The sequence below is a fragment of the Candidatus Manganitrophaceae bacterium genome (assembly GCA_016200325.1).
Classification (GTDB): Bacteria; Nitrospirota; Nitrospiria; order SBBL01; family Manganitrophaceae; genus Manganitrophus.
Window position 1 is genome coordinate 281,388 of sequence record JACQEZ010000001.1, and the last position, 15,346, is coordinate 296,733.

The 15,346-nt window shown below is 59.6% G+C and carries 9 protein-coding genes; 3 read left to right on the top strand and 6 right to left on the bottom strand.

Annotated features, from left to right (window positions below):
• The first annotated feature begins 22 nt into the window (after window positions 1–22).
• The 3 genes from HY282_01345 to HY282_01355 all read left to right on the top strand — a co-directional run bounded on the left by HY282_01345 (window position 23) and on the right by HY282_01355 (window position 5,057).
• A complete protein-coding gene (locus tag HY282_01345; protein MBI3802393.1) occupies window positions 23–1,093 on the top strand; it encodes a hypothetical protein in 1,071 nt (356 codons plus the stop codon).
• A gap of 101 nt (window positions 1,094–1,194) precedes the next feature.
• On the top strand, window positions 1,195–4,233 hold the full coding sequence (locus HY282_01350) for a hypothetical protein (protein ID MBI3802394.1): 3,039 nt from the start codon (window positions 1,195–1,197) through the stop codon (window positions 4,231–4,233).
• A 110-nt stretch (window positions 4,234–4,343) separates the two neighbouring features.
• Complete coding sequence (locus tag HY282_01355) at window positions 4,344–5,057, top strand: SUMF1/EgtB/PvdO family nonheme iron enzyme (protein MBI3802395.1); 714 nt, start codon at window positions 4,344–4,346, stop codon at window positions 5,055–5,057.
• Window positions 5,058–5,085: 28 nt separating this feature from the next.
• On the opposite strand, the gene HY282_01360 is transcribed toward HY282_01355, so the two are convergent.
• The 6 genes from HY282_01360 to HY282_01385 form a co-directional block, all read right to left on the bottom strand.
• Entirely contained in the window at window positions 5,086–8,406 is a 3,321-nt protein-coding gene (locus HY282_01360) for a beta-propeller fold lactonase family protein (protein ID MBI3802396.1), read from the bottom strand.
• Window positions 8,407–8,414: 8 nt separating this feature from the next.
• Window positions 8,415–11,795 carry a hypothetical protein gene (locus HY282_01365; protein ID MBI3802397.1) on the bottom strand — a complete coding sequence of 1,127 codons (3,381 nt, stop codon included), beginning with the start codon at window positions 11,793–11,795 and terminating at the stop codon, window positions 8,415–8,417.
• A 98-nt stretch (window positions 11,796–11,893) separates the two neighbouring features.
• Window positions 11,894–12,757 carry a pantoate--beta-alanine ligase gene (locus tag HY282_01370; protein MBI3802398.1) on the bottom strand — a complete coding sequence of 288 codons (864 nt, stop codon included), beginning with the start codon at window positions 12,755–12,757 and terminating at the stop codon, window positions 11,894–11,896.
• 51 nt (window positions 12,758–12,808) lie between these two features.
• Window positions 12,809–13,444 carry a deoxynucleoside kinase gene (locus tag HY282_01375; GenBank protein ID MBI3802399.1) on the bottom strand — a complete coding sequence of 212 codons (636 nt, stop codon included), beginning with the start codon at window positions 13,442–13,444 and terminating at the stop codon, window positions 12,809–12,811.
• A 42-nt stretch (window positions 13,445–13,486) separates the two neighbouring features.
• Complete coding sequence (gene folK / locus HY282_01380; GenBank protein MBI3802400.1) at window positions 13,487–14,125, bottom strand: 2-amino-4-hydroxy-6-hydroxymethyldihydropteridine diphosphokinase; 639 nt, start codon at window positions 14,123–14,125, stop codon at window positions 13,487–13,489.
• Window positions 14,118–15,278, bottom strand: a complete 1,161-nt coding sequence (locus tag HY282_01385) for an LL-diaminopimelate aminotransferase (GenBank protein MBI3802401.1) — start codon at window positions 15,276–15,278, stop codon at window positions 14,118–14,120. The genes folK and HY282_01385 overlap by 8 nt, the downstream gene beginning before the upstream one ends.
• Window positions 15,279–15,346 lie beyond the last annotated feature (68 nt).

Genomic DNA, 15,346 nt, shown 5'->3' on the forward strand with positions numbered 1-15,346 from the left:
CTCGGTTTCGCGGAAGGATGGAATGAACGATCAGCAAGGAGAAAAAAAGAGAAGTCCGCTTCGAACTCTCCTGATCGGACTGCTCTTGCTGGCGTTGGCCGCCTGTGCGGAGGCGCCGGTCGAAAAGCGGCCGACCCTCTTCTGGCCCGATCCGCCCGATCCGCCGAAGATCAGCTATATCCAAAATCTGGCCGAGCCGAAGGATGTCGGGGTGACCCCTTCGTGGTTTAAGAAGGTGGTTCGGTTCATATTCGGCGAGGATGCGCCGCCCCACCTGATTCGTCCTTCCGGGGTTGCCGTTGACGAAGCGGGGGGGGTTTACATTGCCGATACCGGCCTGCAAGCGGTTCACTACTTCAACGAGAAAGAGCATACCTACCGCCAATATTTCAAGCTTCCTCCACCGTTTAACCGGCTGCAAAATCCGATCGGACTCGCCGTTGACCGATCGAAGCAGGTCTATGTCTCCGACGCCGATCTCAATCGGATTTTCGTCTACAATCCCGAGGGGAACAAAGTTCGGGTGTTCGGGGGAGAAGCGGAGGTGAAGCGGGTCTCCGGGATCGCGATCGATCAGGGACGCGATCGGCTCTATGTCGTCGATACCACGGGGCATCAGGTGATCATCTATACCCTCGCCGGAGAGAAGACGGGGACGATCGGCCGGCGGGGAACGGCAGACGGCGAGCTCAATTTCCCCACCTATGCCGCCGTCGATGCCGAGGGGCGCATTTATATCTCCGACTCGCTCAATTTTAGAATCCAGGTCTTCAATCCGGACGGGACGTTCGTCTCCCAGGTTGGAAGCCTCGGAAGCACCTTGGGACAATTCTCTCGGCCCAAGGGGGTGGCGGTCGACCGGGAGAATCATCTTTATGTGGTCGACACCCTCTTCGACAATGTTCAGGTTTTCAATACGTCGGGGGAGCTGCTCCTTCATTTTGGAAAATCGGGGGTCGAGCCGGGATTTTTCTGGCTGCCGGCCGGCATTGCCGTCGACCGCGAGGGGCGGATCTATGTTGCCGACGCCTACAATCAGCGGGTGCAAGTGTTTCAGCTGTTGCAGGAGGCGCCGCCGGCGCAGAAGGGGTAGGCGTGACGCGTGAATAGGATATCGGCTGTCAGAAGGGCTCGGATGTTGACAAACGAACGACCGGTTATTATAGTGATCGCCGGGATGGAGTCATGGGGAAGATGAGGAAAAGATTTACGTCCAGATTCAGCGCAAGAGGACTGTCGATCCTCCTCCTCTTCCTCTTGGGAACCGCTGCACTCTCTTTTCTCGGTCTTCCTTTTCGAACCCCCTCTTCGGCGCAACCGACCGTCGAGCCGTTCAATGAAGATGTCAGCGACACCAAACACAACCTCTCCGCCAATCCGGTTCCGAACCCGACCCTCTTCCAACACCTCTTCGATCCCGACATCGAGCGGAACATTAAATCGGTCGCAGGACCGCAAGGGACGACTGAAGTCTGCGTCTTCTGCCATACCCCTCACGGCGCCAGCCAAGAAGGGGTGAAGATCCGGGCGCCGATCTGGAACCGGAATCTCTCGCCGGCCCACTATCAGATGTATGATCAGGTCTGGAGCAAGTCGTTCGAGGCGAAGCCGAACGCCCCCGGCCGGCCGACCGGCTACTCGCGCCTCTGCCTCTCTTGCCACGACGGAACGATTGCGTTGGGAAGTGTCCTCAACAAACCGGGAAGCGGCGGGTATGATCCGACCGGGCTCAATCCGATCCAAATGGAATACCCGACCGGCCAGCGGCCCGCCGGCCCGCCGGGGAGCATGCCGGTGGGGGAGGGGCCGACCCAGCAGGCGACCCGGGTGATCGGGCGGGACCTTCGAAACGACCATCCGATCTCGATGACGTTCGACACGGAGCTTCTCTCCAAAGACTCCGAGTTCGTCAACCCCGGCCCGCCGATCCGCCGCCCCTTCACGCAGAGCACGCCGACGCCGCTCTCCCCGCTGCGGCGGGCGACCGGCAACAGCACCGAGGTTTTCGATTCGGTTCAGTGCACCTCGTGCCACAACCCGCACCAGGTCGATTTTCCAAAATTCCTCCGAGCGAATCGCCTCCAATCGACGACCTTTGCCGCCTCGCAGGCGGAGAAGCACCCCGGGCAGCCGAGCACGGAGGCCCCCCCCAAGGGAGGCGGGGCGATCATCTGCCTCTTCTGCCACGACAAGCCGGGATGGCCCTACAATCCGGCCGATCTAAACACTCACTTCGGCGACCGCCAGACCGGTCAGTTCGACGACTCCCGCTTAAAACCGGGGGCCACCAACCTCCACAACGGCGAAGCGCCGATGGTGGCGGAGCGGGCCTGTCTCGTCTGCCACGATCCGCACACCCGCCAAGGAGCGGTCCGGATCATGCGGGAGGGGGTCGATCAGTTCGGGAATGTCGCGATCGAGCAGACCTGTTTCCAATGCCATCAGCCGCAAGAGACGTCGATTCTGCAGGCGCCGACCCGCGCCCCCGATATCCGGACCCAATTCTTTAAAGACCGGGAGGGGAATGGCAACCATGGCCAGGACCACGGCACCGGCACCGGCAGCGCGATGGACCTCACCTTGGCGCTCGGCCATCAGCCGGTCTTTATCGATCTGCCGAAAGAAGGGGTGCAGCTGGGGAGCGACAACCGGCTCCCCTCCTTCTTCGGCGGGCCGTTTACCGAGCCGGCCAACAACAAGTCGCTCACCGAAAACGCGCCCCCGAGCCCCGATACGTCGCATGTCGAATGCGTCGACTGCCACAACATGCACCGGGTCACCCGACGAAACCGCTTCCAGGGAATGCCGGGGGTGACCATCAAAGGAGGGATCGTCGCCGAGACATTGAAGTCGGTCGACGAGCGTCGGGAGCCGTATATCTACGAGGTTTGCCTCCGCTGCCACGGGAATACCTTCAACAACCATGTCCGCGAGGCGCTCTTTGCTTCGGCCGGGACCCATAAGATGGTTCAGGCGCGGGGGAACAACCCGGTCAATCCGGCCTTGGGGGTCAACGCCCATGGGAGCAATAAGCGGAAGGAATTCGATCCGACCTCCGTCGTATTTTATCCGGACAACTTCAAAACTCAAAACCCGGCCGACCCGCTCGGACCGCTGATGCCTGATCCGAACCCCCCTCGATTTAACAGCTCTTTTCATCCGGTCTTTCAGCCGGGGCGGAATCAGTCGGGGGTGTTGAACAACTACACCAACAACATGGCCATCCCCACACAACAAGGGCAGCTACTGGGAAGAATGGGGTTGAGCCGGGAGCGGACGATTCACTGCACCGATTGTCACAACACCGATCTCTTCGGGACCTATCTCGGCGGACCGCTTCCTTTCACGAGAATATTTAGCGCCCTTGGATTTCCGGCGCTGCTCGGATGTTGGGATGGGAGCCAGAACGTCAGCTGCCCCGACTACCCGGGACCGATCACCTTCGACGACACACGGGGGACCGCGTATCGCCGGATCACCGACGTTCCCAACGACATCCCGGTCAACCCGGAAGGGACTCGCGTATCCAGCCTCAACGATCCGAAAGCGCCGCAGGGGCCGCATGGGTCGATCTACAAGAGAATCCTGCGCAATAACTATGACACGAAAATCGGGACCGCTTCGCACGCGTTGATCGGAGACAGTCTCTGCGATAATTCCACTCCCGGCAGTTGTACGGGGCATGCGACGAGAACCTATAATCCCCAGAATTTTGCCCTCTGTTTTAATTGCCATTCGGAGGCAGCCTTTGTCACCCCTTATTGGGAAGGCCCTGGAACGATTGGGCCAAAAAGCCGTCTGACCAATTTTTACAGAGGCGGGACGCAGAATGTGGACGGCCAAGGAAACGCCGGTGGAAATCTTCATATGCTTCATCTCGTCGGCCGGACCAATGCGCGGTGTCATGAATGCCACAACAATGTTCACAGCAACGTCGAAGCGGGCAATACCGTTTATGTCGGCCTGAGCGATCCTACGTTCATTACCGACAATCCGGGCCACAACCTCGATACCCACCTGATTAACTTCCAGCCGAACATTAAGGGGAATCGGATTGAAGACCAACCGCTCTGGGGGGCAGGCAAAATGGTCAATGGCGTCAATGCTCCCCTTCAGAACACGGTCGATGACTACAGTGCAGGCCATAAGGGCCCCGGCTGTAACCTTCGATGCCACGGTTTCAGAATGCGACACAATACGGATGCCCATGCCGTCGTCAACGGTCAGAAATAGGAATGTCTTTTAGGAAAGTACTTCTTATTTCTGTTTTTATCGTTCTACCTGTTGGGCTTCTCTTTTATTTTTTCTCGCCTCTCTTATCGAAAAAGGAAATTCCCTCGGAGATGGTCCTGGTCCCCCATGGTGAATTTATCATGGGGAGCAATGACGTCGATAAAACCGAAAGCCAGACTGAATTCGGAAGCAAAAAACCGTGGTACCTCGACGAGCACCCGCAGCGGAAGCTCTCCCTCCCCGATTTTCTGATCGACCGATATGAGGTGACGGATAAAGAGTATGCCGCGTTCGTCCAGGAGCGGCAGCGGAAGCCGCCGGCGTCGTGGAAGGAAGGACGCTATCCGGAAGGCCAGGCGGAGTACCCCGCCACGGAGATCAATTGGTATGAAGCCCAGGATTACTGCCGCTGGCGCGGCAAGCACCTTCCGACCGAAGCGGAGTGGGAGAAGGCGGCGCGCGGACCGCAGGGAAATCTTTATGTCTGGGGAAATGAGTTCGACGCCAAAAAGGCGAACGTCAGCGCCGGCGGCTTCGGCGATGCGACCCCGGTCGGCCGCTGGAAAGACGACCGGAGCGTCTATGGGGTGTTCGATTTAAACGGCAATGTAATGGAATGGGTGGCCGACTGGTACAAAGCGTTTCCGGGGGGGAACTATCAAAGCGCCGACTTCGGAGAGCAGTTTAAAGTCGCCAAAGGAGACGCCTTCGGCGAATCGGGCCACTACTCCCTCCCTCTCTTCTCAAGACTCTCCTTCCGACAAAATGTCGAGCCGCTGGCGCGTTATCCTTTCTTAGGATTTCGCTGCGCCAGAAGTCAATAGACAAATAAGGTATTAGAAAAAAGGATTTTTAGCGGGCGGTATCGACCGCCACCGCCAACGGCTGATTGAAGCCGGTGTTGTTTCCGGAGATCGTTCTGTGCGGGGCGTCTCCCTCGGCGTTGTTCGCTTCGGTGAAGAGGTAGACGGCGTTGGCGGTCGGATCAGCCACATAGAGCAGATCGCCCACCGAGTCGAGAAAGAGGGAGGTAGGGACCTTCATAAAGCTGCCCGAGATAATGCGGGACGGCCCAATGTCGCCGGCCAGCGAAGAGGCATCGGAGAAGACCAGAATCTCGGGGGTGCCGGCTCCGTTGAGAACATAGAGCAGGTCTCTGATTGCATCATACGCGACCCCGATCGGGGCATTGATCTGGGTCGCCGCCCCTCCGATCTCCGCGTCGGGGGTGACCGCCACTTTCAGCTGCTCGACATTCCTAAAGACCAAGATCGAATGGCTGCCGTTGTTCGCAACGTAGAGGGTCTTCCGCGTCGGATCGAGCGCCAGCCCCCGCGGGCTGTTCAGCGCCGTGCTGGTGATGACTTGATCGGGGATCGCATCGTTATTGAGGTTGCTCGCGGTGTGGAAGACGAGCAGGGCGTTGCAGGGGGTGGCGGGGTTGGAGCAATCGGTCCCGGCGTTGGAGACATAGAGGCGGTTCTGATCCGAATCGACCGCCAGCCCCCCCGGATTGTTTAGCTTGGTATCGGGGCTGACGCAGCTCGTTCCGGCGGGGCTGCAGATGTTCCGCGGAAGACGGGAGGCGACCTGGTTCGAAGCGGTGGTTCCCGTATAAGGAGCGACCAGCGTTAGAGAAGTGTCGGACGTAATCGCCGAGACGACCGCCGAAGACGACCCGATTTTGATCCGATCGCCCGGTTCCAACTCCGTCGTAAAGGCCGTTCCGGTTCCAGTGACCTCTGCGGTTCCTCCCGTCAGGGCCAGGGTGCCGGTCAGGGGAAGGGTTCCTTCCGCTTGACTCGCCTGGGTAAAGAGCTCGATCGAATCGTCGGCGGTCGACGCCGGGTCTCCCTGATTGGCGACATAGAGCAGATCTCGCTTCGTATCGATCGCAATCGCCACCGGCCCGATCAGCCGCTGCTCTCCTCCGCTCCACACCTGGCTGGGGGTGATGTTTCCCTCCGCGCTGAAGAGCAACAGGGCGCCGCGCGCGCATTGGTTCGGAGGCAGGGTGCAGCCGGGGTCTTTCGGCTCGCCGACGAAGATCCGCTCTCCCCCCCGCGTCGTGTCGACCCAGAGGGCGCCGGTGATGGCGACATCGTTCCCTTGCGTGAAGTCGAGCTGCGTGTTGGGGCCGGACAATTTCCGGCTCGGCGCGACCTCGCCGTTGAGGGTGCTGACGCGGTCATAAACATAGATCGAATCATTGCCGCGGTTGATCAAGAAGAGGCGGTCTTTCGCGACGTTCATGAAGGGGGCGGTCGGCGTGCTCAGGGCATCCGCAGTCGTCAAGGTCAGCGAGGAGAGGACGCGGTCGGGGGGGGTGTTCCCCGATCGGCTGCTGGCATTACTGAAAGCGATGACGGTCTGGCCGGTAATATTGGTCACATAAAGAATGTCCCGCGCCGTGTCGATGAACAGTCCGAAAGGGCTGAGGAGCTTAGTGGCGGCGCCGGTAATGGTCCGCGTCGGGGCGGAAGAGGCGCAGACGGTGGCGGTGCAGCTGTTAAAGTTGTAAACGACGATGCTTTGATTTCCTTCATTGGCGACATAGACCTCTCCCTTTGCTGGGTCGACCGTGATGGCCGTCGGTCGATTGAGCCCGATCGTAAAGCTCGCGAGCGCCGTAATGGTGACATTGGTCCCGACCGGAGCGGTGGAGAGATTGGGGAGGGGATAGACGCGAAGCTCATAGCTAAACGATTCCAGGACCAGCAGAAGGTTCCGCGCCTTATCCACATAGACGGCCCGGGGGAATCTCAACGAGGGATCGGCCAGCCCCCAGCTCGGCGGGGTGTTCGCCAGGGGGGCGCTGCTCACCTGATCGTAGACGGTGATCGGCGGAGAGGCCGAGGCGAATCGGAAAGAGTAGTTGGCGACATAAAGGCGATCGAGGTCGCTGTCATAAAAGAACGAGATCGGCTGCTCCAGCTTGGTATTGATCCCGGCGTCTATTTTGGTCGGCGAGATATTCCCCTCCATCCCGAACAAAGAGATCGTGCTCGCCGTACTGTTTGCCACATAAATCCGCTCCAGCTGTGAATCGAAAGCGAGGCCGTTCGGATCGGAGAAGCCGGTTTGATCTCCGGTGATGACCCGGTCCGGGGCCAGATTGCAGAGGGTGTCTGTGCAGCGGCCCTCGATGTTGCTGAAGACGATGACCGCGCTGGCGCCGCTTCCGGCATGGTTGTTGTTGATCACGAAGATTCGATTTTGAACCGGATCGATATCGGCGGCGGTCGGCGCGCCGAGAAGCGTCGCGGTGCCGGTTAGAATTCGATCGGGAGCCGTCTCACCCGACTGGGTGGAGGCGGCGTCGTAGATGAAAATGGCCGGCGAATCTCCCCCGGCATTGACCGCATACAGGCGATCGTTTGCCGAATCGAGGGTGAGGCCGAAGGGGCGGCGGAGCGCTCCGGCCGGGGTGGCGGCGGAGGTGATGACCCGGCTGGGAGGGGTGTCACAGGGGTTCGGTGTCTTGACGCAGTCGGCCGGTGCGCCGCCTCGGCTGGTCGCCTGATCATACGCCAGGAGGTTGTCGGCCTGCGTGTTGGAGAGATAAAGGATGTCTTTACCGGTATCGAGCGCCAGCGCTTTGGGAGAATGGATCGCGGTCGATGGGCCTGCGATCACCTTGCAAGGAGGGATGTTGCCGTTGAGCAGCGCGGAGGTCGCGCAGCTGGCATGAAAGACGACGACCGACGAGTCCCCCTCATTGGCGACATAGAGCCGCTGCTGTACGGTGTCATAAAAGAGGGCGCTGGGGCGTTGGAGCCGGGTCTGCGGGCCTGAAATCATTCGAGTCGGCGAGGTCAATCCGACCGGCGGCCGGAGGGTGCTCGCATGCTCAAAGATGAGGACGGCATTTTGACCGGTATTGGCCACATAGAGGGTGTCTGTCGTGGGATCTAAGAAGAGCCCCGTGGGGCCGGCCAGCGTCTCCGGAAAGTGGCGGCTGGGGGAGAGATCCCCATCGGCCGTGACGGCGCTGTCAAAAGCGGACACGCTCCCTGTCCCTCCATTGACGACGTAGAGATTCCCATCCCCTTGCGCGGCGGCGTTGGGTCCATTCAGCCGGTCACCGCCGCCTCCCCCCGAGCCGCCGCAACCCTGCAGGGTCCCTATCGAAAGAAGGAAGAAGACGAATGCTGTCCATCGTATCGGTTTCACGTCGCGGGTCACCTGGTTGTGTCAACAAAAACGGCCGCGGGCTGATTGAGCCCGGTGTTGTTTCCGGAAGTGGTGCTATGGCTCGCCTCACCTGCGGCGCTGCTTGCGGTGGTGAAGGTGTAAACGGCATTGTTGTCCCGGTCCGCCACATAAAGCAGATCCTGTTGCGGGTCGAGGAAGAAGGCGGTGGGGGTTTTCATAAAGCCGTTCGAGAGAATCCGGGTCGGCGCGACATTCCCGTTTAAAGAGGAGGCTTGGGAGAAGACCAAGATCTCGGTGTTGCCGCTGTTGAGAACATAGAGAAGGTCTCTGCTTGCATCATAGGCGACCCCGATGGGGGCGTTGATCTGGGTCGCCGCCCCTCCGATCTCGGCATCGGGGGTCACCGCTCCGTTCAGCTGGTCGATGTTTTTGAAGAGGAGAACCGAGTGGCTGCCGTTATTCGCGACGTAGAGGGTCTTTCGCGCCGAATCGAGCGCTATTCCGCGCGGGCTGTTCAGCGCCGTGCCGGTGATAACCTGACTCGGCGTCGAATTCTGGTTCAGATCACTGGCATCGTCGAAGACGAGCAGGGCGTTGCAGGGAGCGGCGGGGTCGGAGCAATCGGTCCCGGCATTGGAGAGATAGAGACGGTTCTGATCCGAGTCGACCAACAGCCCTCCCGGATTATTCAACTGCGAGCCGGCGCTCTGACAGGTCGTCCCGATCGGGCTGCAGAGCATACGGGGGACGAAAGAGGCAGGAAGATCGGTGCCGGAGGCGCCGGTGTAGGGAGCCGTGAGCGTCAGCGCGGTATCGGAGTCGATCGAGGCGATCTGATAAGCGGTCGATCCGATCCGAATCGAATCGCCGGGAGCAAGCGCCGTCGTAAAGGCGGTTCCCGTTCCGGCGACCTCCGCGGAGCCGGTGGTCACCGTCACCGTCCCGGTGATCGGCAAGGTTCCATTCGCCTGACTCGCGTTGGTAAAAATCAATATCGAATCGTCGGCCCGCTGCGCCGGATCACCCTGGTTTGCAATATAGAGAATATCCCGAACCGGATCCAACGCCATCGCGGCGGGGCCGGTCAGCGGCGAGACTGCGCCGGCGGAGAGGGTGCCGCTGGCGGGGGTATTTCCCTGAACGCCGAAGATCAAGAAAGAGCCGCGGCAGGGGGGGCAGGCGGGGGTCGGGTTTTTCGGCTCTCCGACAAAAAGGGTCTCTTTCCCCTGGGTCGTATCGACGTAAAGGGCGCCGGTCGTGTTGGCCGAGCCGGAGAAGGCCAGGAGGGTGTCGGTCCCCGAGACGATGCGATCGGGACGGGTCGGGCCCGACCGCGTGCTCGCCTTCTCGAAGACAAAGATACTGTCCTTTGCCCAGTTAATAAGATAGAGACGATCGGTTACCGGATCGACAAACGGCGCGATCGGCGTATCCATCTGCTCCGCAGGGGCAAAGGTGGGGGACGACGAGATGATCCGATCGGGCGCCGTATTGCCCGATCGGGTGCTGATCTGATCAAACACCAGAACCGAGTTGGCCGTCGGTCCATTATTGCTGCTCGGAGGGGGATAGGAGATATTCGTCACATAGAGCCGGTCGTTCGTCGTATCGAGGAAGACGCCGTGCGGGCGGTTCAGGCCGGTCGACGGTCCGGTGATGGTTCGATCGGGCGCGCTCTTTTTGGGGTCCGCGGGGGTGTTTGGATCGAGGTTGTCATAGCGATAGATGACGATGCTGTTCACATTCGTCGCGGCGGGACAGAGGCTGAAGCTCCCGGTGTCGCAATCGGTGACCACATAGAGCTCGCCGGCTGCCTCATCGACCGCCATCGCCCTTCCGCGGGTAAAGCCTCTGAAGGTGGTCGGACCGGTCGGGAGGGTGACGGCATTCCCGGCCGGTGGGGTGGCACTGTTTGCCTGAGCGAAATTATAAATGAAAATCTTATTATTAAATCCATTTAGGATGATTAAGAGATTCCGCCTTTTATCGACGTAAACCCCCCTCGCCTGCTGGATATCAAGCCCTTCAAGGGGATTGGTGATTCCGCCTTGGATCGTCCAGCTCGGCGGGGTATTCAGGTAACTTCGGCTGCTCGCTTGTTCGTAGACGAGGATGGGGGGGGTTCCGGCGGTGCTGGCGTTAAAGTTCGCAATGTAGAGGCGATCGAGCGGTTTGTCATAGAAGAAGGCCGACGGCTGTTCCAGCAACGTGTTGAGCTCCGGATTCCCGCTGGTGCCCGAGTTGAACTGCAGCGGGGTGAGGTCGCTCTTCAGTGCAAAGACGAGGACATTGTTCCCCTGAGAGTTCCCGACATAGATGATCTCGTGTTGCGGGTCGTAGGCGACGCCGGCCGGATTGGCCAGGCCGGTTCGCTGTCCGGTGACGGCCCGGTCCGGCGCGAAGTTGCAGAGGTGGGTGCCAAGCGGACACTTTGTGTTGAAGTCGGAATAGACCACCAAGGCGGTGCTGCCGTTATTCGTATTGTTCTCGTTCACGACATAGAGCCGGTCTTGTTCAACAAAGAGGTCGATCCCGGCCGGGTTGGAGAGCTGGGTCTGCTGACCGGCGAAGACCCGGTCAGGGACGATCGCTCCCGATCGGGTGCTGGCGTTATCATAGATTAAGATGCCCGGCTGGTTTCTTCCTGAATTGATGACATAGAGCCGGTCGTCGGCGCTGTCGATGAAGAGGCCGAACGGATTGTAAAGCATGCTGTCGGTTTCCGAAGCATCGGTGTGGGAGGAGATCACCCGCGTCGGGGGAAGGTCTCTCTGGGTCGTCGGCTGGGAAGCGTTCTCGTAAACCAAAATAGAATTGGTTCCCAGATTCGAGATATAGAGAATATCCCGCTGCGTATCGACGGTCACGGCCCGTGGAAAGTCGAGCAACGTCGACCCGCCGATCAGGGTCCGGCAGGGAGCGATATCCCCATTCAGGTTATTCTGCTCCGGACAGTCTTTCTGGAAAACGGAGACCAGATTCTCTCGATTGACCACATAGAGCCGTTGGCGGGTCGGGTCGTACGTCACCCCATAGGGACGGTCGAGCCCCGTTTTGGGGCCGGTGATCACCCGCGTGGCATTGGCCGGTCCGGCCGAGAGATCGAGCGTGCTGACGTTTTCATAAATGAGGATGGCGTCGGAGTCGGTATTTGCGACATAGAGGGTGTCGCTGGTTCGATCGAGGAAGAGGCCGATCGGTCCGGCGACCGTCTCCGGAAAGCGTCGGCTCGGAAGGATATTCCCTTGTGTCTGAAGGGCCTGATCGAATGTGACGAGGCTGCCGTCCCCCCCGTTGGCGATATAGATTCTCCCCGCTTTTGGGGAAGAAGGGGCGGCTGCGGGGCTTTTTTTGTCCCCCGAGAGGCCCTCACAGCCGCTGAGACCGACGGCCCAAAGAAGGGACAATAATAAGATCCATATCGAAGCGAATTGAGCAGGATTGTCCCTTTGGTTCCGGATGTTCATACGGCGCCATTATTTTAGAAAAAGAGGGATCTGTCAAGCTAAAAAAACCGAGGTGACGGTTTGGTTTGGATCAAGAGATTGTCGAGGAGGCGGACCGGCCCGATTCGAACCGCCAAAAGGAGAACCGTCCTCTCTTCAACCCGATCGATCGGCTCCAACGTTTCGGAATTACAGAGGGTCGCGTAATCGATGGCAGCCCGCGGTTCCGATTCAATCAACGATTCGGCCTCGGCGAGGAGCGTCTTTGCGTCCCGCACCCCCTGACGAATGAGCGCTTCAACCCGTCTGAGCGCCTGATACAAGATCGGCGCCGCCGCCCGGTCGGCCGGAGAGAGGCGCCGGTTTCGGGAGCTCATCGCCAGGCCGTCTTTCTCCCGGTAGGTCGGACGAATCCGGAGGGTGATGTCGAAGTGAAGGTCTCGGACCATCTGCCCGATCACCCGCGTCTGCTGATAATCCTTCTGTCCGAAATAGGCCCGGTCGGGCCGGACCACCTGAAAGAGCTGGGCGACGACGGTGGCGACCCCCCGGAAATGACCCGGGCGGATGGCCCCTTCCCATCGCTGCGTGATCTCCTCGACGTTCACATAGGTCCGGTATGAAGGGGGATAGATCTCTTCGGCCGTCGGCGTCCAAAGAAGATCGATTCCGGTTCCCTGCGCCATCTTCCGGTCGGCGGCAAGATCGCGGGGATAGACGGCATAGTCTTCCTTCGGCCCGAATTGAAGCGGATTGACGAAGAGGGAGACGACGACAGAGTCGCATTCTCGCCGCGCCTGCCGCATCAGCGAAAGATGTCCTTCATGGAAGGCTCCCATCGTCGGAACAAACCCGATCCGCTTCTTCCCCCGCAGCGGCCTGAGAATTTTCTGAACGGTTTTGATGCTCGAAACGGTCTTCATGATTGAAGCGGTTCGTCCGGGTTGTCTCCACTCCGCAATCCGCACTTCCGTTTACCGGGTCGGATGGTAATATTCTTTTCCCCGCCTCATCTGCTTAATCTGGGTGACCAGGTCGGCCAGGTCGGCGGGGCTGCGGACGAAATCGATGTCGCTGGTTTGAACGACCAGCAGCGGGCTTTCATCAAAATGGAAGAAGAATCGATTGTAAGCCTCGTTGAGCGAGCGAAGATACTCCGGGCGGATCTCCTTCTCGTAATGTCGGCCGCGCTGTTCGATCCGGTCGAGGAGCGCTTCGGTATGCGCCTGTAGGAAGATCACCAGATCGGGTTTGGGGATATGAGGATTGAGTACTTTGTAGATCTGTTCATACAGAACCAACTCTTCTTCGCGAAGATTCATGTAGGCGAAGATCCGGTCCTTCGGGAAGAAATAGTCGGAGATGGTGGTTTCGGCATAGAGACTCTGTTGAAGGAGCTCTTCCAGCTGGCGGGCGCGGGAGAGAAGAAAAAACAGCTGCGTTTGGAAGGCCCACTTGTCCGGATTTTGATAAAAGAGCGGCAGAAACGGGTTTTCTTCCACCTTCTCGAGAACCAGATCGGCCCGGAGCTCCGACGCCAGCAGCTGCGCCAGGGTCGTTTTTCCGACCCCGATCGGCCCTTCAATCACAATCAGCCTATTGGCACCCATGGCGTTGTTTCCCTCTTCGTCCCAATGTGGATAGAAACTCTCTTACGATCCGTTCGATGCGCGGGGGATCTTCTCCCATCCCGGTCCTGCAATTCGCTCGACCCCGGAGGGGGTTTTCAGCCGATCGAGGAGCGCGACGGCCGAGAGGTGAAGGCGGGGATGGGTCCATTGGGGCGCAATCTCGGCCAAGGGAAGGAGAACAAAAAGGCGGTCGGGAAGCGCCGGGTGGGGAAGGGTCAGCCCCGGCTCCTCCAGAACTCCGTGATGCGATAGATCCAATGGATCTGATGGGCGATAGCAGAGCAGATCCAGATCGATCGTCCGGGGGCCTTTGGGAATCTCAACCCGTTTTCCCAAATGCCGCTCAATCTCTTGGCAAGCGGCTAAAAGATCCCGGGGAGAGAGGGAGGTCTCGATTTCAACAACGGCGTTATAGAACCGACCCTGCGGGAGGTAATCGACCGGGTCGCTCTCATAGAGCGAGGAGAGATGGATGATTCGAACCGAAGGGGTCGCGTCGAGCCGCTGAACGGCCTCGCGGCAGAAGAGAAGCCGATCCCCGAGATTCGAGCCGACCCCGATAAAGGCTTGGGCCGTGGGGCGCGGAGCGGGGATCGGGCTGGAAAGGACCTGCTCCTTCCCGGGCCCCCGGCGCCTGACGGCGGGGCCCTTCTTAGCCATGGATCCCCGCCTTTTCCATTCGGTCGAGCGCTTCTTCCAGCCGCTCTTTTCCGACGGTGATCGTCATCCGGATATATCCTTCACCCGCATCTCCGAAGCCTTTGCCCGGGGTGGTGACGATGGCGGTCTTCGACAGCAGCTGTGCGGTGAGGTCGGCGGAGGCGACGCCGGCCGGGGTCGGAATCCAGACATAGAAGCTGGCGGGGGGCGGGGCGACCTTGAATCCGAGTTTCTGAAGACCGGGGATCAAGACATCGCGCCGTTCCTGATAAATATTCCGAATGTTCTCCACCACCGTCTCCTCCATCTCCAGCCCTGCAATCCCCGCCTCCTGGACCGCCTGGAAGACGCCCGAGTCGAGATTGCTCTTGATCTTGCCGAGTCCGGCCAAAACGTCGCGGTTTCCGACGACGAAGCCGATCCGCCAGCCGGTCATATTATACGTTTTGGAGAGGGAGTGGAATTCAACGCCGACCTCTTTGGCCCCTTCCACCTCCATAAAGGAGGAGGGGCGCTTGCCGTCGTAGTAGATCTCGGAGTAGGCGGCGTCGTGGGCGACGATAATGTTATAGCGCTTGGCGAACTCGACCACGGAGCTGAAGAAGGCCCGGTCGGCGGTCGCCGCCGTCGGATTGTTCGGCGAGTTGATGAAGAGAATCTTCGCCGCCTTGGCAACCTCGGTCGGAATCGAGGCGAGGTCGGGGAGAAATCCCCGCTCGGCCTTGAGTGGGATAAAATAAGATTTGCCCCCGGCAAAGAGGGTTCCGGCATGATAGACCGGATAGCCGGGGCTCGTCATCAATGCAACATCGCCCGGGTTGATGAAGGCGAGCGGGAAGTGGCCGATTCCCTCTTTGGAGCCGATCAAGGTGAGGACCTCCGTCTCCGGATCGAGCCTCACATTGAAGCGCCGTTGGTACCAGGCCGCAACCGCTTTTCGAAAGGTCAGCATCCCTTCGTACGAAGGGTATTGATGGTGGCGGGGGTCCTCGGCCGCCTTTTGAAGCCGCTGGATAATCGGGGCGGGGGTCGGCAGGTCGGGGTCGCCGATGCCGAGGTTGATGATATCTTTCCCCTGTCGGATCGCCTCCTGCTTCATCTTATCGATTGCAGCGAAGAGATACGGAGGAAGATGCTTAATCCGCTCGGCCATTTCAACTTTAATCGTGCTCACGTTCGCTCCTCATTTTCAATTGCGGATGGGCGATTTCGGATGGTGGA